The organism is Corallincola luteus (genome assembly GCF_004336975.1).
In the GTDB taxonomy this organism is placed as follows: domain Bacteria; phylum Pseudomonadota; class Gammaproteobacteria; order Enterobacterales; family Neiellaceae; genus Corallincola; species Corallincola holothuriorum.
The window spans coordinates 164,505-182,879 of sequence record NZ_SJXE01000006.1 but is presented as its reverse complement, the minus strand read 5'-3'; the positions used below and the strand labels follow the sequence as shown (position 1 = coordinate 182,879).

At 48.3% G+C, this 18,375-nt stretch carries 15 protein-coding genes; 8 read left to right on the top strand and 7 right to left on the bottom strand.

Annotated features, from left to right (window positions below):
* Window positions 1–13 precede the first annotated feature (13 nt).
* Entirely contained in the window at window positions 14–3,208 is a 3,195-nt protein-coding gene (locus EZV61_RS13175) for an amidohydrolase family protein (RefSeq protein WP_131416153.1), read from the top strand.
* 74 nt (window positions 3,209–3,282) lie between these two features.
* On the opposite strand, the gene EZV61_RS13170 is transcribed toward EZV61_RS13175, so the two are convergent.
* Both EZV61_RS13170 and EZV61_RS13165 read right to left on the bottom strand, forming a co-directional pair.
* Window positions 3,283–3,918 carry a hypothetical protein gene (locus EZV61_RS13170; protein WP_130567851.1) on the bottom strand — a complete coding sequence of 212 codons (636 nt, stop codon included), beginning with the start codon at window positions 3,916–3,918 and terminating at the stop codon, window positions 3,283–3,285.
* A 58-nt stretch (window positions 3,919–3,976) separates the two neighbouring features.
* Window positions 3,977–4,567 (bottom strand): DNA-3-methyladenine glycosylase I, encoded by a 591-nt coding sequence (locus tag EZV61_RS13165; RefSeq protein WP_131416151.1) that lies wholly within the window; start codon window positions 4,565–4,567, stop codon window positions 3,977–3,979.
* A 124-nt stretch (window positions 4,568–4,691) separates the two neighbouring features.
* Here EZV61_RS13165 and glyQ point away from each other — a divergent pair, with 124 nt between their 5' ends.
* The 4 genes from glyQ (at window position 4,692) to EZV61_RS13145 (ending at window position 10,633) form a co-directional block, all read left to right on the top strand.
* Complete coding sequence (gene glyQ / locus EZV61_RS13160; RefSeq protein WP_114339258.1) at window positions 4,692–5,603, top strand: glycine--tRNA ligase subunit alpha; 912 nt, start codon at window positions 4,692–4,694, stop codon at window positions 5,601–5,603.
* Complete coding sequence (glyS, locus tag EZV61_RS13155; RefSeq protein WP_131416149.1) at window positions 5,600–7,672, top strand: glycine--tRNA ligase subunit beta; 2,073 nt, start codon at window positions 5,600–5,602, stop codon at window positions 7,670–7,672. Before glyQ ends, glyS begins: the two co-directional genes overlap by 4 nt.
* A gap of 240 nt (window positions 7,673–7,912) precedes the next feature.
* Window positions 7,913–8,356 carry an early set domain-containing protein gene (locus tag EZV61_RS13150; protein ID WP_131416147.1) on the top strand — a complete coding sequence of 148 codons (444 nt, stop codon included), beginning with the start codon at window positions 7,913–7,915 and terminating at the stop codon, window positions 8,354–8,356.
* An 84-nt stretch (window positions 8,357–8,440) separates the two neighbouring features.
* Window positions 8,441–10,633, top strand: a complete 2,193-nt coding sequence (locus EZV61_RS13145) for an alpha-amylase (protein WP_240695206.1) — start codon at window positions 8,441–8,443, stop codon at window positions 10,631–10,633.
* A 94-nt stretch (window positions 10,634–10,727) separates the two neighbouring features.
* Here EZV61_RS13145 and EZV61_RS13140 read toward each other — a convergent pair whose 3' ends face one another.
* The 5 genes from EZV61_RS13140 to dnaA all read right to left on the bottom strand — a co-directional run bounded on the left by EZV61_RS13140 (window position 10,728) and on the right by dnaA (window position 17,222).
* Window positions 10,728–10,922, bottom strand: coding sequence for a hypothetical protein (locus EZV61_RS13140; protein WP_131416145.1), 195 nt, complete (start codon window positions 10,920–10,922; stop codon window positions 10,728–10,730).
* 215 nt (window positions 10,923–11,137) lie between these two features.
* Window positions 11,138–13,555, bottom strand: coding sequence for a DNA topoisomerase (ATP-hydrolyzing) subunit B (gene gyrB / locus EZV61_RS13135; RefSeq protein ID WP_131416143.1), 2,418 nt, complete (start codon window positions 13,553–13,555; stop codon window positions 11,138–11,140).
* A 7-nt stretch (window positions 13,556–13,562) separates the two neighbouring features.
* Complete coding sequence (recF, locus tag EZV61_RS13130; RefSeq protein ID WP_131416141.1) at window positions 13,563–14,681, bottom strand: DNA replication/repair protein RecF; 1,119 nt, start codon at window positions 14,679–14,681, stop codon at window positions 13,563–13,565.
* Window positions 14,682–14,684: 3 nt separating this feature from the next.
* Window positions 14,685–15,788, bottom strand: a complete 1,104-nt coding sequence (gene dnaN, locus EZV61_RS13125) for a DNA polymerase III subunit beta (RefSeq protein ID WP_114339264.1) — start codon at window positions 15,786–15,788, stop codon at window positions 14,685–14,687.
* A 42-nt stretch (window positions 15,789–15,830) separates the two neighbouring features.
* Window positions 15,831–17,222, bottom strand: a complete 1,392-nt coding sequence (gene dnaA / locus EZV61_RS13120) for a chromosomal replication initiator protein DnaA (protein ID WP_131416139.1) — start codon at window positions 17,220–17,222, stop codon at window positions 15,831–15,833.
* A gap of 428 nt (window positions 17,223–17,650) precedes the next feature.
* Here dnaA and rpmH point away from each other — a divergent pair, with 428 nt between their 5' ends.
* Genes rpmH through yidD form a run of 3 tightly spaced genes read left to right on the top strand, consistent with a single transcriptional unit; the run spans window position 17,651 to window position 18,367 of the window.
* A complete protein-coding gene (rpmH, locus tag EZV61_RS13115) occupies window positions 17,651–17,785 on the top strand; it encodes a 50S ribosomal protein L34 (RefSeq protein WP_114339266.1) in 135 nt (44 codons plus the stop codon).
* 10 nt (window positions 17,786–17,795) lie between these two features.
* Window positions 17,796–18,155: a ribonuclease P protein component gene (gene rnpA / locus EZV61_RS13110; protein ID WP_114339267.1), complete on the top strand. Its 360-nt coding sequence runs from the start codon at window positions 17,796–17,798 to the stop codon at window positions 18,153–18,155.
* On the top strand, window positions 18,119–18,367 hold the full coding sequence (gene yidD, locus EZV61_RS13105) for a membrane protein insertion efficiency factor YidD (RefSeq protein WP_114339268.1): 249 nt from the start codon (window positions 18,119–18,121) through the stop codon (window positions 18,365–18,367). The genes rnpA and yidD overlap by 37 nt, the downstream gene beginning before the upstream one ends.
* The last annotated feature ends 8 nt before the right edge of the window (window positions 18,368–18,375 follow it).

The following is an 18,375-nucleotide window of genomic DNA, read 5'->3' as shown; positions in this document are numbered from 1 at the left end:
GATAAAAACAAACATGACTCAACTTAGAATTATCATTCTTTTCAGTGTACTTCAGTCACTCTTTGTCCAAGCAGAGGATACTTGGGATGTCCAGAACCCCACAGGGATCTTCGATAACGCGCTGATTGATGTGCGTGAAGGTACTTGGATGAACTTGGATATCAGCCCAGATGGTCGCTGGTTAGTCTTTGATCTACTTGGTGATCTATATAAGTTACCAATTGAAGGGGGAGACGCGATCCCTCTAACTCAGGGTATCGCTTGGGATATGCAGCCCAGATTCAGCCCTGATGGAAAGCTGTTGGCTTTTACCTCGGACAGGGACGGTGGCGACAACCTTTGGTTAATGGAGTGGCAGAGTGGCAAGCTACATCAGGTCAGCAAAGAAACATTTCGCTTAGTGAACAGCCCAGCCTGGAGTCCTGACGGCGAAACCTTGGTAGTGAGAAAACATTTCACTGCTCGCCGCTCTTTAGGCGCCGGTGAAGTCTGGCAATATCATCTACGTGGTGGTGACGGCTTGAAACTCACCAGCCGCCCGAATGATGAGAAAGATCTTGGTGAACCCGCTTTTTCCCCTGATGGCCGCTATATCTATTTTAGTCAGGACGCCACCCCAGGTAAGACTTTCCACTACTCAAAAGATTCTGTGAAAGGGATCTATACGATTAAACGCTACGATCGTGAAACGGGTGAAATCAACACCGTGATTAAGCGTCCTGGCGGGGCTATTCGCCCTACTCCCTCTCCTGATGGGAACTATCTAGCCTATGTTACTCGCGACGATTTCCAGAGCGTTTTGATGCTTTACGATATGCGCTCTGGTACTAGCCAGCCGCTATATAAGAAGCTCGATCGTGATATGCAGGAAACTTGGGCGATCCACGGTGTTTATCCAACCCTAGCTTGGCACCCTAAAGGTGACCGCCTCTATTTTTGGGCCGGCGGCAAGATCCACGAGCTCAGCGTAGCCGATGGCGCCAGCCGTGAAGTTGATTTCCACGTCAAGACAGAGCTCGCGGTTCAACGCGCCTTGCGCTTTAAACAGCGCATCTCACCAGGCAATTTCGAAGTGAAGATGATGCGTTTTACTCAGGTTTCGCCATCCGGTCACAACCTGGTGTTTGAAGCCTTAGGCAAGCTTTGGATAAAAGAGCTGCCCTACGGTAAACCGCAGCGCATTACCAAACAGGAGAACCACTTCGAACTTTATCCGCAGTGGTCCCGTGATGGCACACAGCTTATTTACACCACTTGGCATGATCAACGCCAAGGCAGTGTAAGAATACTCGATGTCGACAAGCGCACCGAGGTGGTCATCACCAACGAACCGGGAAAGTATATTGAACCGACATTCTCTCCTGACGGTAAGCAGGCGGTGTTTCGTAAGGTTGCCGGTAACAGTTTATTAGCCGATGCTTGGTCGTTAAAGCCTGGCATCTATCGGGTCGATCTGACAGACAAAAGCCAAGGGGCTCCCACCCTAGTGACAGAACAGGGACGCGAGCCACAATTTGGAGCTGACAACAGCCGAATATTTTTAACTGAAAGTGGTGAAACGCCGCAACTGGTGAGTGTCGACCTCAACGGCTATCAATATAAGGTGCACTATAGCAACAAGCGTGTCACCGAATACAAGCTCAGCCCCAACGGTAAGCAACTCGCTTTTGCAGAAGGCTTTAAGATCTACGTAACGCCATTTATTGAACGCGGTTCAGTCATTGAGCTCAGCCCTAACAGCAATAATGTACCTGTCACCCAGTTGTCACAAAAAGCCGGTGAAAGCATCAGCTGGACAGCAAACAGTTTCGTGATCTATTGGACCCTCGGCCCCGAGCTGTTCAGTCAGTCAGCGAAGAACCTGTTTGCATTGAATAGCCCCGCCGACGAACTGGACCTGCTTTCGCTGACACAAAATGGCCAGTACATAGGTTTTATGCATCGCAGCTATCGACCCAGAGGCAAAGTTGCTTTAGTCGGCGGACAAATCATTACCATGGAGAAGAATCGGGTCATTAAGGATGGCACCATCGTCATCGACGGCAAACGGATCCTCGAAGTTGGCGAACGGGATAAAGTTAAAGTCCCGGGCGATGCCATTATCATCGATCTTAATGGGCGAACCGTCATGCCGGGGCTGATTGATGCACATGCTCACGGTGCTCAAGCCAGCAATGAGATCGTTCCGCAGCAGAACTGGAAGAACTATGCCGCCCTCACCTTTGGCGTAACGACGATCCACGATCCGTCAAACGATACCACCGAGATATTCGCTGCCAGCGAGTTACAGCGTGCTGGGTACATAGTCGCACCAAGGATATTCTCCACCGGTGCCATCCTCTATGGCGCCGAGTATCCCGGATTAACAGCACAAATTGAGACCATAGACGACGCGAGGTTCCACGTGGAACGCCTCAAACGCGCCGGCGCTTTCAGCATCAAAAGCTATAACCAACCAAGACGCGATCAGCGACAAAAGGTGATCCAAGCTGCCCGAGAGATGAATATGCTGGTTGTTCCGGAAGGTGGTTCACTGCTGCAACACAATCTCACCATGCTCATTGATGGACACACCACCATCGAGCACTCAATTCCTACGGCAAGGGTCTACGACGATATCAAGCAGCTTTGGTCGCAGATCCACACCGCATACACACCCACCATGGGCGTTGCGTTTGGCGGTATTGCCGGTGAAAACTATTGGTATGCCCACAACGAAATCTGGCTCCATCAAAGGTTGAGTCGATATGTTCCTGGTGACGTATTGAATCCACGCTCCATGCGTCGCCCGATTGCACCAGAGCATCACTACAACCATTTCAATGTCGCTAAAGTGGCCAATGAGCTTCGGCAGCAAGGCGTGTTAACCAATATGGGAGCCCATGGCCAACGGGAAGGATTAGCTGCACATTGGGAGATCTGGATGTACAGCCAAGGTGGGATGACACCAATGCAAGCATTGGCAACAGCCACGATTAATCCAGCCAAAACGCTCGGCCTAGATGATGAGTTGGGCTCATTAAAACCAGGGAAGCTTGCAGACCTAATCGTGATCGACGGTGACCCTCTGAAAGATATACGCCTGTCGGAAAAGGTGGTGTATACCATGGTTGGCGGTCGCCTGTTTGATGCGGAGCGTATGACTGAACTGAATGGTCCAGCCAAGAACCGCTTACCTTTCTATTTTGAAGCTTCAGCCAGCGAATAATTGCCGCTAGTTTTACAATCCATGCCCAGGCCTCCTATGAACAGATAGGAGGCGGGTTTTGGATTTTATAAGAATCAGAGGTCGTTAGTATCAGCTAAGCATTGACGCCAACCGAGCAGCGCCAATAAACAGAAACAGAGGAATATTGCTGAGGTATCAGGGATCATGGCGCGGGTAACAACGCGTATCCAATCTCCGGGTTCTTTGACATAAGAGTGGAAAGTCAGTTTGTTGCCATCGACTTTATACCAATCATTATTTTCCAGGCCCCGCAACTTAAACCAATCAGGGTAACGCGTTCCTTCAGCGCCTAATATAGCACTGGCAAGCGCCTCTAATTTACCATTACGGTCGGACATCACACCGATAATTTTGCCATCAAAATACCAATCAACTGTTAGCTTGGCCGACACTCGACCCATGGTATTTAAAAAAATCATGTGACTATCAATGTCACCACTGGCAAGCACACCTTGATCGACCGAGAGATTGTTGGCGAGTCCCACCCCTTGGCGCTCATCAAAGCCAAGCATTTCACACTCCCCCTGTTCAGAGAAGGCAGAACAGAACACAGAGTCATCATCAATCACTGCTGGCGCATCAATGATCCGGCCCCCCTCACCCACACCAATAATTGCTGCGGAAGCAGTGCCAGCAAGCAGCAACATCATTACTGTAGCAATCTGAACAAAGTGGCTAATTCTCATCATATCTATACTTACTTCAAGGTGACCTCAATAAGCATAGACTAATTTAAGACGGCGAGCGTTATGGCGTTTTTGGTGGCACAGCACACTGATGGTAGCAATGACAATCAACCAGATGATCGTTGATCATCCCCACGGCCTGCATAAACGCATAACAGATAGTACTGCCGACAAAATTAAAGCCTGCCTGCTTTAGCGCTTTCGACATCGCATCCGACTCCACAGATGTTGCTGGCACCTGCGACATCTCTGTCCAGTGATTGACGATCGGTTCACCACCAACAAATTGCCATAAAAAGTCACTGAAGCTGCCATGGTTCTGCTGGTAGGCTAAATAGGCTTTGGCATTGCGAATGATTGAATTCACTTTCAATCGATTACGAACAATACCTTTATCTTGTAGCAAGAGTTCAACCTTGGCCTCGTCATATTGCGCAATTAGCGTTGGCTCAAACTGATCGTATGCCTGCCGATACGTATCTAGCTTGCGCAAAATAGTGATCCAAGCGAGCCCAGCTTGTTGGCCATCAAGACAAAGCTTTTCAAATAGCTCTCGGTCATCATAAACGGGACGCCCCCAGACGTTATCATGGTAGTCAACATAGAGTGGGTCAGTTCCTGGCCACGGACAGCGCTGTTTCTTGTCATTCATCACGAAAGATCCCTGATATAAGGCGTTTAGAAGCCAAAATAGCCTACATTCTACGCCATGCAAACGGTATACTTGTCCAATTTTCTGCCAACTTGACCGCCAGCGTTTACGCTGCAGGACCATCATGCAAAAGTACGATGTAAAGACTTTCCAGGGCTTAATCCTGGCCTTACAGGATTACTGGGCACGCCAAGGCTGCGTTATTATCCAACCATTAGATATGGAAGTGGGCGCCGGCACCTTTCACCCAATGACCTTTTTACGTTCATTGGGCCCAGAGCCAAATAATGCGGCTTACGTTCAGCCAAGTCGCCGCCCTACCGATGGTCGCTACGGGGAAAACCCCAACCGTCTGCAACACTATTACCAGTTTCAGGTTGTACTGAAACCTTCACCACCGAACATTCAAGAGTTGTACTTAGAGATGCTCAACATGTTGGGGATCGATACGCTGGTACACGATATCCGTTTTGTCGAAGATAACTGGGAATCACCTACGTTAGGTGCCTGGGGTTTGGGTTGGGAAGTTTGGCTGAACGGCATGGAAGTGACGCAATTCACCTACTTCCAGCAGGTCGGTGGACTCGAGTGTAAGCCCGTCACCGGCGAAATCACTTTAGGTTTAGAGCGTCTCGCCATGTATATCCAAGGGGTCGATTCAGTTTACGACCTCGTTTGGGCGGATGGGCCGATGGGCAAGGTCACCTACGGTGATGTATTCCATCAAAACGAAGTAGAACAATCGACCTACAACTTTGAGCACGCCAACGTTGACGCGCTTTTTGCGCTGTTTGATGAAAGTGAGAAAGAGAGTGCTGCCATGATAGAGGCGGGCTTGCCACTACCGGCGTACGAAAAAGTGATGAAAGCTTCCCATGCATTCAACATGTTGGATGCACGTCATGCAATCTCTGTCACAGAGCGTCAACGCTATATTCTTCGAGTCCGCACGTTGGCTAAAGCCTGTGCTGAAACCTATTACAACGCGCGCGAAGCGCTGGGCTTCCCTATGTGCAATAAGCAGGAGGCGGAATGAGCACGCAAACCCTTTTAGTTGAAATCGGCACAGAAGAGCTGCCACCAAAAAGCCTGAGCAAACTGGCCAGTGCCTTCGCTGACAGTGTTCAAGCTGGTTTAGATAAAGCAGAGCTGAGTTATACAGCCGTTAACTGGCTTGCCTCCCCGCGCCGTTTAGCGGTTAAAGTTGAAGCATTGGCACCTGCCCAAGCAGATAAGGTGGTAGAGAAGCGCGGCCCAAGTCTAAAAGCTGCGTTTGATGCGGACGGCAACGCCACCAAGGCAGCCGAAGGGTGGGCGCGTGGTAACGGCATTACTGTCGCACAAGCGGAACGACTGGAAACAGACAAAGGCGCTTGGTTATTGCACAAGGCTGAAGTTAAAGGCAAAGAGGTTGATGCCCTTATCCCCGATATTGTCGTTGACGCCCTTGGCAAGTTACCAATTCCAAAACCGATGCGTTGGGGCAGCTCAGATGCCAGCTTTATTCGCCCTGTGCATACAATCACCCTGCTGTACGGTGACCAATTAATCGACGCTACCATTTTAGGTATTCAATCCAACCGCATTTTGCAGGGCCATCGCTTCCACGGCGCCGCCACCGTCACCCTCGAGCATGTAGATGACTACGAAGCGGTGTTGGAAGAACAAGGCTTTGTTATTGCCGATTTCCAACGTCGTAAAGCGATGATCAAGTCGCAGGTAGAAGCGGTCGCAGCGCAAGAAGGCGGTGTCGCAGACATAGATGACGCACTCCTCGATGAAGTGACCGGTCTGGTAGAGTGGCCTGTGACTTTAGTTGGTAGCTTTGAAGATAAATTCCTCGAAGTGCCTGCTGAAGCATTGATCTATACGATGAAGGATAATCAGAAGTACTTCCCGGTACTCACCACCGAAGGCGAACTGCTGAACCGTTTTATCTTTGTCAGCAATATAGCAAGTAAGCAACCAGAAGCGGTTATCGAAGGTAACGAGAAAGTGGTTCGTCCACGTTTGGCTGACGCCGAGTTTTTCTACAAGACCGACCTTAAAAAGTCACTGGAGAGCCGCCTCGACAGCTTGAGTACTGTGCTGTTCCAAAAACAACTGGGCACACTGAAAGAAAAGTCCGAGCGCATCGCCTCACTCAGTGGCGCAATCGCTCAGCAGATTAACGCCGACAGCAGCCTTGCCACCCGCGCGGGTTTACTATCAAAGACAGATCTGATGTCAGAGATGGTCATGGAGTTCCCTGACGTACAAGGCGTCATGGGTATGTACTATGCGCGCCACGACAAAGAAGACGAAGCGGTAGCCATTGCGCTTAACGAGCAGTATATGCCGCGCTATGCCGGTGATAGCTTACCCACAGGCGATATTGGCTGCGCTGTCGCTATTGCTGACAAGCTCGATACGCTGGTGGGTATTTTCGGTATCGGTCAATCTCCGAAAGGCGATAAAGATCCGTTTGCACTGCGTCGTGCAGCACTTGGTTTACTGCGGATCATCGTTGATAAGGCACTGCCACTCGATATTATCGAATTGGCTGAGACAGCCAAGGCGCAGTTCGGCGACAAGCTCACCAATGACAATGTCGTCAATGATGTGTTTGAGTTTGTGCTCGGCCGCTTCCGAGCCTGGTACCAAGATCAAGGCTACTCTGTCGATATCATCCAAGCCGTGCTCGCGCGAAAACCGAGTCGCCCTGCCGACTTTGATGCCCGTATCAAAGCGGTTGCTGCATTTAGAAGTTTGCCACAAGCCGCCGCACTGGCTGCAGCGAATAAGCGTGTTGGCAATATTCTCGCGAAGCAGGAAGCCCCTGTCGCAGAGACAATTGATGTAACACTGCTTATTGAAGAGCAAGAGAAAGCACTCGCCAACTCAGTTGCTCACCAACAGCAGCAATTAGCGCCACTGTTTGCCAATAATGACTATCAAACCGCATTACAACAACTGGCCAGTTTACAACCCGATGTTGATGCGTTTTTCGACAGTGTCATGGTGATGGCTGACGATTTGGCCGTTCGTGGGAACCGCTTGGCGCTGCTAAACCAGCTACGCCAAATGTTTTTGCAGGTTGCGGATATTAGCTTGCTACAGTCTTAGCAGGTTAAATATCAAACAAATGGCGGGTAGCAATCGGTGCAACCCGCCATTTTTCCTTATTTTATCGGGGTTTTAGCAGGTCCAACTGAAAAAATTTGCAGTTCATCAAACTTCCGCAGCGCTGCATTTGTTATAAAAACCCAGCTCCTAACAAGATAGGAATTCTGACCGTCAGAAAACCTACAAAGGGACGTCTAGACACAATCGGATATATCCAAAAGAAAAAGATAGGGAATGGCTATGTTTAAGAAACTTTTACTCGTTACTCTGGCAGCCGCAGCGCTGGCAACAGGTTGTACCGCTGGTGGTGGTAGTTCAGCAAGCGGCAAGCGCGACATGAGTGAATTCATGTACCTGCGCGGCGTATTCACTTGGTGGGATGCAGAGCCTGAGTTCCAATTGAAGAAAACTGATGCTGATGACGTTTACTACTCATCTGCTGAATTGGTTGCTGACGGCCAGCCTTACGACTTCAAATTCGCTGACGCGGGTTGGAGTGCTGGTAGCAACTGTGGCTTTAAAGGTAAAGAAGACGAAGTAATCGAAATCGGCAAGCGCGCCAAAGTTAACTGCTCTTCAGCTTTCGAAAACTTCAAGTTCACACCACCAGATACTGGTGTTTACAACTTCTTCATCGATTTCTCTAAAGAAGTTCCTGAAGCTTACATCGAAAAAGCTCAGTAAAATCGGGTATCATGTACCCAGCAAACGCCAGCCTTGCGGCTGGCGTTTTTGTTTCAGGAATATATAGCGGTTTAGGAATTTAATATGCATGGTAAGTGCTCTCTTAGCTTGATCTCCGGTGCATTACTACTCGCCAGCCTCAGTGGTTGCGGCAGTAATGATGTAGCAGAGGAGTCTCCCGGCCCTTTAACAACACCCATCTACTTGTACTACCCTGGTACTGACGGTTGGCGAATGGATCAAAAACTGATTCATACAGGCGATGGGGTTTATCGTGCAAAACTAAATCTAGGTAAAGGCCAATTTCAATTTCGCATCGCCGACAACAGCTTTACCTGTGGCACAAACTTTGGAGCGATTGGAGGTGAGCGCCTCAAGCTCAACCAGCCGACCGCACTTAATAGTTGTAACTCTAAGCAAAATTTCCAACTAAAAGTGTTCCGCTCTGGCGAATACGAAATCCTTTTAGATCCCAAGTCTGAGACAGTGCAAGTTTCCTTAGTTGTACCGCCGCAGGAACAAGGCGCCGAGGTGGCCGCAGCGCCCGCTCAGTGCGACACATGGGATGGCGGTGACGTTACCGTTGCGGTTGGCGATACTTTCGCTGAAGGGCAGTTGGTGAGAGATTTCTATTCCGGTGCCACTGCAACCGTAAGCGGTGGTTCTATCACCCTAACCCCCGCAAACAATAGTGAGGGCTTACTACTGCTGGAGCCTGCAGAAAAAGAGAGCTCAGACGAGTTCAGCTGGGATAATGCAACCGTTTATTTTGTGCTGACTGATCGCTTTGAGAATGGCGACCCCAGTAATGACAACAGTTACGGTCGAAAAAAAGACGGTAAGGATGAAATTGGCACCTTCCATGGCGGCGATCTCAAAGGCCTCACCAATAAACTAGACTACCTGGACGAGTTAGGCGTCAACGCCATCTGGTTATCAGCCCCTTACGAGCAGATCCACGGTTGGATTGGCGGCGGTATTCGCGGCGACTTTAAGCATTATGCCTATCACGGTTATTACGTTCTCGATTACACCAAAGTAGATGCCAACATGGGAACGGAAGATGAATTCCGAGCCTTTGTAGACGCCGCCCATGAACGGGGTATCCGTGTCGTGATGGACATCGTAATGAACCATACCGGCTATGCGACCCTAGCAGATATGCAGGAATTTAAGTTTGGCGCATTCCAAGAATTTGAGCAGCCGATTGAAGAGATCATAGGCGCAGAGCAATGGACCGATTGGGAGCCAGGCCCTGGCGAAACCTATCATAGCTTTAATAACTTGGTCGATTACGGTAACTCTGTTTGGGCTAAAAATTGGTGGGGCCGCGAGTGGATCCGCACCGATATTGCGGGTCATAAAAAGCCCGGCCGAAATGACCGCACTATGATGCTAGCTTACCTACCAGACTTTTTGACCGAGTCGAAAGAGCCAGCTCCCCTACCCCATTTCTTCGCGAATAAGCCTGATACCAAAGCTGTTGCTATAGAAGGTGCCACGGTCCGCCAGCAACTGATAGGTTGGTTGACACAATGGGTACGCGATTATGGTATTGATGGCTTCCGTGTCGATACGGCAAAGCACGTTGAGATGGAAGCATGGGCAGAGTTAAAGGTTGAAGCAACTGCTGCACTCGCTGAGTGGAAGCAGAATAACCCAGACAAGGCGTTGGACGACAAGCCATTTTGGATGACTGGCGAAGTTTGGGGCCACGGGGTGAACAAATCAAACTACTTCACCGAGGGTGGTTATGATTCGATAATCAACTTCCGTTATCAAAATGACGGTGCGCTTGTTGGAATGGAGTGTTTCAGTAAATCTGAGGAGGTTTATGAAACCTACGCGAAGAAGATTAATAGTGACGACTCCTTTAATGTGCTGACCTATCTGTCCAGTCATGACACTAAGTTGTTTTTTAATCGCAACGCCAACGACGATATCGCTAGTTACAAAGCGGTTGCTGCTCCCTTCCTGTTATTGCCAGGCGGTGTGCAGATATTCTATGGTGATGAAACTGCACGCCCATTTGGTGCAACAGGATCAGATAAGCACCAGGGCACACGTTCTGATATGAACTGGGCAGATATTGAAGAGGGTGGTGACGAACAACGTATCGACCTACTTCGTCATTGGCAAAAGATCGCTCAGTTCCGCAAGAAGCACCAAGCGGTGGCTGCAGGCCAACATGAGAAGTTAGGTGAGTCACCTTATGCCTTTAGTCGTAGCTTAGGTGACGATAAAGTGATGATCGTTTTTGCTGGTAAACCTATGTAGATTCGGTCTTTCATAAGCAAAAAAGCCGCCTGTGTGCGGCTTTTTTTACGTCTATATATCAGAAGCGTTTCGAAGCCGACAATTAAAACAACAGCTAAAAATAATTACGCAATAACCAGAGAAAAAATGGCAGCCCAAAGCACACGACTAGAATAGCGAACATAGCAATAATGCGTCTTTTTGAGCCTGCGAGATACTGCGCAGCAGCATACTCTTCTAGTGAACCGGATGCTAACAACAAGGAGATATGTTGAATATCCCGCGGTCCTTTCGGCTTTTTCTCATACATAGTTTTCATCCTGAACTCAGCACTCGACCTAACCTGTGCCAGGTACGTAAATTAGAATACGTCTATCTCCCGACAAATGCTATTCACCGCTCTGCTACTTGAAGAACTGGGTGACATAATCACAGGCACATAGAGAACACCGACTCTCGCCTTTTTGCCAAAAAAAAGCCCAGCATTTTATGCCGGGCTTTCTAATTACTGGTGACACTATCTAACTAGACATCTAGGTTGGCCACTTTCAACGCATTGGTCTCAATAAAGTCACGGCGGGGCTCAACCTGATCTCCCATCAAGGTAGAGAACAGTTGGTCTGCACCGATCGCATCTTCAATGGTGACTTGCAGCATACGCCGCACTTCAGGATCCATGGTAGTTTCCCAAAGCTGGTCCGGATTCATCTCTCCCAAACCTTTATAACGCTGAATATATTGACCACGTTTAGATTCAGACAGCAACCAACTAAGGGCCTGTTCGAAGTCCTCAACACTCTTCTTGCGTTCGCCACGAACAACATAACCGCCCTCTTCTACTAAGCCGTTAATCGACGTTGAGAGATCCGACAGCACTTTATAATCACTACTATGGAAGAAGTCGTAACCCAGTTCATAGCGATACTCGACGCCATGATGACGAACATTAAATACCGGGTAGAATAGCTGACGCTCTTCGTTGAACTTAGTTTCTACCGTATATTGTGTAGCGCCGGCATTGGTTTCGTTGAGAGTAGCAACAACTGTCAGTAACCATTCCTGTACTGTCGCCTCTTGCGCTAACTGCTCAACAGTTAAGGCTGGTACATAGATCATCTGATTCATCAGATTCTCACTGTAACGACGAGAAAGACGCTCCACCGTCGCCATACCATTTTGATAAAGGCGGACTAGCTGTTCCAATGCCACACCATTAATTGGTGGTGAATCTGGATTTACGTACAAGGAAGCATTATCGATTGCCAATGTGGTGAGGTACTCATTGAGAACTTCATCATCCTTAATATATCGCTCTTGCTTGCCCTTCTTTACTTTATACAGCGGCGGCTGCGCAATGTAGATATGACCCCGTTCGATCAGCTCTGGCATCTGACGATAGAAGAAGGTCAACAGCAGCGTACGAATATGGCTACCATCGACGTCGGCATCCGTCATGATAATAATGCTGTGATAGCGTAACTTATCAGGGTTGTACTCATCACGGCCGATGCCACAACCCATCGCAGTGATCAGTGTTGCCACCTCCTGAGATGACAACATCTTATCGAAGCGTGCTTTCTCAACATTAAGGATCTTACCTTTAAGCGGCAAGATAGCTTGGTTCTTACGATTACGCCCTTGCTTAGCCGAGCCGCCCGCAGAATCACCCTCCACAATATAGAGTTCTGACAGTGCCGGATCTTTCTCCTGACAATCTGCAAGTTTGCCCGGTAGCCCAGCCAAGTCCAACGCGCCTTTACGGCGTGTCATTTCACGAGCTTTTCTTGCCGCCTCACGAGCACGGGCAGCATCAACGATCTTCATTACAATCGTCTTGGCTTCGTTTGGTTTTTCTAACAGGTACTCTTGCAGCTTCTCGCCCATCGCCTGCTCAACGGCAGTCTTCACTTCGGAAGACACCAGCTTATCTTTGGTCTGCGAGGAGAATTTAGGATCAGGTACCTTAACAGAGATAACCGCAGTTAAACCTTCGCGGGCATCATCGCCCGTTGCAGAAGACTTCATTTTTTTAGTGAAGCCCTCTTTGTCCATAAAGGTATTCAATGTCCGAGTTAATGCAGCCCGGAAACCAGCGAGGTGAGTACCACCGTCACGCTGTGGAATATTATTGGTAAAGCAGTAGATATTTTCCTGGAAACCGTCGTTCCACTGCATCGCGACTTCTACAGACGTGCCGTCTTCACGCTCAGCATCAAAGTGGAAAACATCTTGATGAATAGGTGTTTTGTTTTGGTTCAGGTATTGAACAAAAGCTTGAATACCACCTTCGTAACAGAAGTGATCATTCTTATCGTCACGTTCATCCTGTAGCCTAATTGAAACGCCAGAGTTTAGAAATGAAAGTTCGCGTAGGCGTTTAGCTAGGATATCGTAATGGAAGTTGATACCAGTAAAGATGGTGTCACTTGGCCAAAAACGAATAGTTGTACCCGTGGCATCAGTATCTCCAAGCGTTGCTAACGGCGCCTTGGGTTCACCCAGATGGTATTCCTGCTCATGAATTTTACCATTGCGACGAATGGTCAATTCCAACTTGTCCGACAGTGCGTTTACAACCGAAACGCCAACACCGTGCAGTCCGCCAGATACCTTATATGAGTTGTCATCAAACTTACCGCCTGCGTGTAGCACGGTCATGATGACCTGAGCGGCGGATACGCCCTCCTCCTCATGGATATCAGTCGGAATACCACGACCATTATCACTAACAGAGACGGAACCATCGGTATGGATAGTGACAACAATGTCACTACAATGCCCGGCCAACGCTTCATCAATTGAGTTGTCTACTACCTCGAACACCATATGATGCAACCCAGTGCCATCATCCGTGTCGCCGATATACATGCCCGGACGCTTGCGAACAGCATCGAGCCCTTTTAATACCTTAATACTTGAGGAGTTGTAGCTATTCTCAGACATAGTGTTCTCAGTCATTATTATTAGCGGTGTGGGCGTCGTTGACGAACTGCCACGACTTAACACAACCTTGTTCCACGTGGAACACTCGGTCATCAGATGCCAGCCCTGAGGTGATTGCTTCTCTATTTATAAGAGTAATCAGTGCTTGGCAGCCCAATAGCCGAAGTTGTTCCAATACTCTTTGGCGATTAGCGCCATCGAGCTCTGACTCAATATCATCGAGTAGAAAGATCGCGCGTAAACCGCGATTCTCTCTTAGGTGTTTGGCCTGTGCTAACTTCAAACAACAGACCAACAATTTTAGTTGTCCTCTTGAACAAACAGCCTCTGCTGCCTGCCCATCAACCCGCAACGAAAAGCCTGACCGATGCGGGCCCGATTGGGTGTAACCGTACTTACAATCTCTATCGAAGTCACGTACCAATATATTGGCCAATGACTCTCTGTCGGTCCACCCAGGACGAAAGACGAATTTTACCTCAAATTGAGGAAAAAAGGCGTGTGCGAGGTCGGAAAAAAATGGCAAAAGTTCGGTTACGTACGCCTGGCGGTAAGTTGTCAACTCAAGCGCTTCCTTAACAAACGCTTGGTCCCAACTCGAAAACTCACTGCGCCTAGCCTTCGTTTTAAGTAAACGGTTACGCTGCGCCAACAACCGTTCACTGCGTCGCCAACATTCATGGAACCGTTGTTCCACGTGGAACACACCCCAATCGATAAACTTGCGCCGTTCTTTGTTGCCACCAGAGAGCAACATCAAAGACTCCGGACTCACTATTTGCACAGGCAGATGACTGGCAAGCGCAGACAAAGTTGAAACATTATCGCCATCCACCTTAGCTTGAAATACGCCCTTGCGGGCGCGACTCAATCCGAGGCGCACAACATTGCCATCAACGTCGCTATTTTCTAAATAGAGAAAGAACTGCTCGTGTTGGTTAGCAATGACTTTGGAAAGATCGGAGGTTCGAAAGGAGCGACCGGCATGGATAAGATAAACAGCTTCGAGCAAGCTCGTTTTACCTGCGCCATTTTCACCGAAGAAGAAATTAAAAGAAGGGCCTAATTCAAGGCCCACATTTTTCAAATTACGAAGATCGGAAATATTAATTCGCGTAATCGACATTAACTACAAACGCATAGGCATAACAACATACATGGCATGATCACTCGCAGCATCCTCAACCAAGGCGCTGCTATTCGCATCAGCCAACGTCATTTTTATCTGTTCGCCATTAACGACGTTTAGTACATCTAACAGATAACTGACATTGAATCCCATCTCCAACGATTGATCAGCGTACTGAACTTCTACCACCTCTTCCGCTTCCTCTTGCTCAGGATTATTCGCAGTAATCTTCAACTCTGCCGGATCAAGATTGAAACGAACCCCACGGAACTTTTCGTTAGAGAGAATAGCAGCCCTAGCTAACGCATCACGAACCACGGCGCGATCAGCAATCAAAATTTTGTCGCCGCCACGGGGTAATACTCTTTGGTAATCAGGAAACTTACCGTCGACCAACTTACAGGTGAACATAAACCCTTCAACACTGGCGCGCAGATGATTCTCACCAATCTGCAAAGTGATGATTTGTTCCTCAGTACCGATTAAGCGCTGCAGTTCGAGTACCCCTTTTCGAGGAACAATGCACTGCAAAGGCAAACCTTCGCTGATATTCACAGGCACAGTTGCTAAGGCTAAGCGGTGACCATCGGTGGCAACTGAGCGCAATACCTCGCCGTCAAGATCAAACAACATGCCGTTAAGGTAGTAACGGACATCCTGATTAGCCATGGAAAAACTGGTGCTATCGATCAGCTTCTTTAGCTCAAGCTGAGACAAACTCACTTCACAAATACTGTTCCACTCTTCAATATTCGGAAACTCGGCTGCGGGTAACGTAGCCAAATTAAATCGCGAACGACCAGAGCGGAGGACTAAACGGTCACCACTTTCAGCCAATTCGATATCAGCCCCTTCAGGTAGACTCTTACAGATATCCAAAAACTTTTTCGCTGGCACAGTCGTCGAGCCAACTTCACTGATCACTTGCGCAGGAAATCGAGCCACCAGCTCAACTTCTAAGTCAGTGCCGGTTAATGCAATGCCCTGCTCGTCCGCTTTAATTAAAATATTCGCCAACACTGGTAATGTTTGTCGACGCTCAACAGCACCGGTAACCAGCTGCAAAGGCCGAAGAAGTTGTTCGCGATTGACGGAGAGCTTCATCACTTCACCTTAATAGTTATGTTTGTAATCTAGATAATTTTACTACGAAGACAGCGTACGGATCAGGTTGGAATAATCTTCCTTTATATCGTGACTCTCTTCCCTCAGCTGCACTATCTTACGACAAGCATGCAGTACAGTGGTATGGTCGCGACCGCCAAATGCGTCACCGATCTCAGGTAAACTGTGGTTGGTCAACTCCTTCGCCAGCGCCATCGCTATCTGACGAGGACGAGCAACAGATCGACTACGACGCTTAGACAGCAGATCGGCAACTTTAATTTTGTAATACTCTGCTACTGTCTTCTGAATATTGTCTATGGTGATCAGCTTTTCCTGCAGCGCTAACAAGTCACGTAATGCTTCGCGAACAAAGTCGATGGTAATAGGGCGACCAGTAAAATTAGCGTTAGCAATCACCCTGTTCAACGCCCCTTCCAACTCGCGAACATTTGAGCGCAACCGTTTAGCAATAAAGAAAGCCACTTCGTCGGGCAAGTGGATCGCATTTTCTTGCGCTTTGCGCATCAAGATAGCGACACGGGTTTCCAACTCAGGCGGATCAATAGCGACCGTTAATCCCCAGCCAAATCTTGATTTCAGACGATCTTCTACGCCATCAATCTCTTTTGGATATCGATCACTGGTCAAGATAATCTGATGATTACCTTCCAATAGCGCGTTGAAAGTATGAAAAAACTCTTCCTGGCTACGATCTTTATGGGCAAAAAACTGAATATCATCAATAAGCAAGGCATCAACGCTACGATAGTATCGCTTAAACTCTTCTATCGCATTGTTTTGTAACGCTTTAACCATATCTTGTACGAAACGTTCTGAATGCATGTAAACGATTTTCGCGTCCGGCTTTCGCTCAACGATGCCATTACCTACTGCATGTAACAGGTGAGTTTTACCTAAGCCGGTGCCACCGTATAAAAATAACGGGTTATATGATCCACCGGGATTGTCAGCAACCTGACGCGCAGCGGCGCGTGCCAGCTGATTCGATTTACCTTCAACGAAGTTATCAAAGGTATAATTTAGATTGATGTTACTACGCTGTCCGGCAGGTTTAAGCGCTTCCGCGGGCGCAACTGCAGGTGCAGCCGCACTGACATCGGCTTGCACCGGTGCCGCCGCAGGTTTACATACCCGCTCAGCGCTTTGCGTATTCACGGCCGCTTTCGGCATAGACCCCACATCAAATACCAATTGGGGGGCACTGTCCTGAGCAAATAACTCGATGGTCTGGTTAATCCGCAGCAGATAGTTATCCCGCACCCAATCCAATACAAATCGGTTAGGTGCGAACAAAGTTAAACGGTCGGATGACTCTTGGGCTTGTAACGGCCGGATCCAGGTATTGAACTGCTGAACCGGCAAATCGTCCTTAAGCACCGACAAGCACTGTTCCCAAAGGCTGCTGGGCACGGAAAATACTCCTTATCCCGATAGCATTCGCCATCAGGGTGAAAACCAGAAATGTTATAATTAGCTAGTGACAGGGGAAGACCGACTACTTTTTATTTAGTAGCTCTTTTCGCGTCACCACTTTTTGGACCCTTATTATGGATCGAAATGGGTAGATCATCCTAGATCGATCTGATCTAATAATGCATGTGTTATAAGATCTATCTCTCTGTTTTTTATTGACAAAGAAAACTCTTTCAGATCCTGTCCACAGGTTATACATATACATTTATTATGCCATGGATCCGCCAAAGATCATTTTTGATCGCTTAAAAATATGGTTTGACTTTCACCACTACAAAGGTCTAAAATTCGCCCTCTTTTTTTGGGTGCTGGCAGCCAAAAAAGGCAACCAACACCTTTATGTAACTTAAATCGGCGGATCAGCTATGAAACGTACATTTCAACCGAGCGTTCTAAAACGTAAACGCTCTCACGGCTTCCGTGCTCGTATGGCAACCAAAAATGGTCGCGCTTTACTTGCTCGTCGTCGTGCCAAGGGTCGTGCTCGTCTGAGTGCTTAACCCGCCAGTGATGGCAAAGCACGCATTCGGTCGGGAGTTAAGACTCTTAACACCCGACCAATTTCAATTTGTATTCGCTAAGCCCGTTCGGGCAGGTTCCCCGCAACTTACTCTTCTCGCTCGTCATAACCAACTAGACCATCCGCGTCTAGGCTTAACTGTGGCAAAAAAACACGTTAAACGTGCTGTTGGCCGCAATAAGATAAAGCGCCAAATGCGAGAGTACTTCCGCCAACACCAAGCTGAACTGACCAATATCGATATTATTGTCGTAGCGAAGCGCGGTATTGGTGAATTAAGTAAGCAGGAACTCTACGAACTAATGAAGCGCTTATGCAAACTGTTAAACAAACGCTGCAAGCCGCACTAATCTTGTTGATCCGGGGCTACCAGATTATCATTAGCCCCCTGTTAGGTCCGAGGTGCCGTTTTTATCCAAGCTGCTCTGAATATGCGATTCAAGCAATCAAAGCGCATGGATTAATCAAGGGCGGTCGCTTGGCCTTACGCCGGATATCTCGCTGTCACCCTGGTAATCCAGGTGGTCACGACCCGGTGCCACCACCACCTAATAAGAAATAAGCTGAATT

Coding starts and splice junctions, on each gene's coding strand:
- EZV61_RS13175 (WP_131416153.1), top strand. CDS start 14: ATGACTCAACTTAGAATTATCATTCTTTTCAGTGTACTTCAGTCACTC.
- EZV61_RS13170 (WP_130567851.1), bottom strand. CDS start 3,918: ATGATGAGAATTAGCCACTTTGTTCAGATTGCTACAGTAATGATGTTG.
- EZV61_RS13165 (WP_131416151.1), bottom strand. CDS start 4,567: ATGAATGACAAGAAACAGCGCTGTCCGTGGCCAGGAACTGACCCACTC.
- glyQ (WP_114339258.1), top strand. CDS start 4,692: ATGCAAAAGTACGATGTAAAGACTTTCCAGGGCTTAATCCTGGCCTTA.
- glyS (WP_131416149.1), top strand. CDS start 5,600: ATGAGCACGCAAACCCTTTTAGTTGAAATCGGCACAGAAGAGCTGCCA.
- EZV61_RS13150 (WP_131416147.1), top strand. CDS start 7,913: ATGTTTAAGAAACTTTTACTCGTTACTCTGGCAGCCGCAGCGCTGGCA.
- EZV61_RS13145 (WP_240695206.1), top strand. CDS start 8,441: ATGCATGGTAAGTGCTCTCTTAGCTTGATCTCCGGTGCATTACTACTC.
- EZV61_RS13140 (WP_131416145.1), bottom strand. CDS start 10,922: ATGTATGAGAAAAAGCCGAAAGGACCGCGGGATATTCAACATATCTCC.
- gyrB (WP_131416143.1), bottom strand. CDS start 13,555: ATGTCTGAGAATAGCTACAACTCCTCAAGTATTAAGGTATTAAAAGGG.
- recF (WP_131416141.1), bottom strand. CDS start 14,681: ATGTCGATTACGCGAATTAATATTTCCGATCTTCGTAATTTGAAAAAT.
- dnaN (WP_114339264.1), bottom strand. CDS start 15,788: ATGAAGCTCTCCGTCAATCGCGAACAACTTCTTCGGCCTTTGCAGCTG.
- rpmH (WP_114339266.1), top strand. CDS start 17,651: ATGAAACGTACATTTCAACCGAGCGTTCTAAAACGTAAACGCTCTCAC.
- rnpA (WP_114339267.1), top strand. CDS start 17,796: ATGGCAAAGCACGCATTCGGTCGGGAGTTAAGACTCTTAACACCCGAC.
- yidD (WP_114339268.1), top strand. CDS start 18,119: ATGCAAACTGTTAAACAAACGCTGCAAGCCGCACTAATCTTGTTGATC.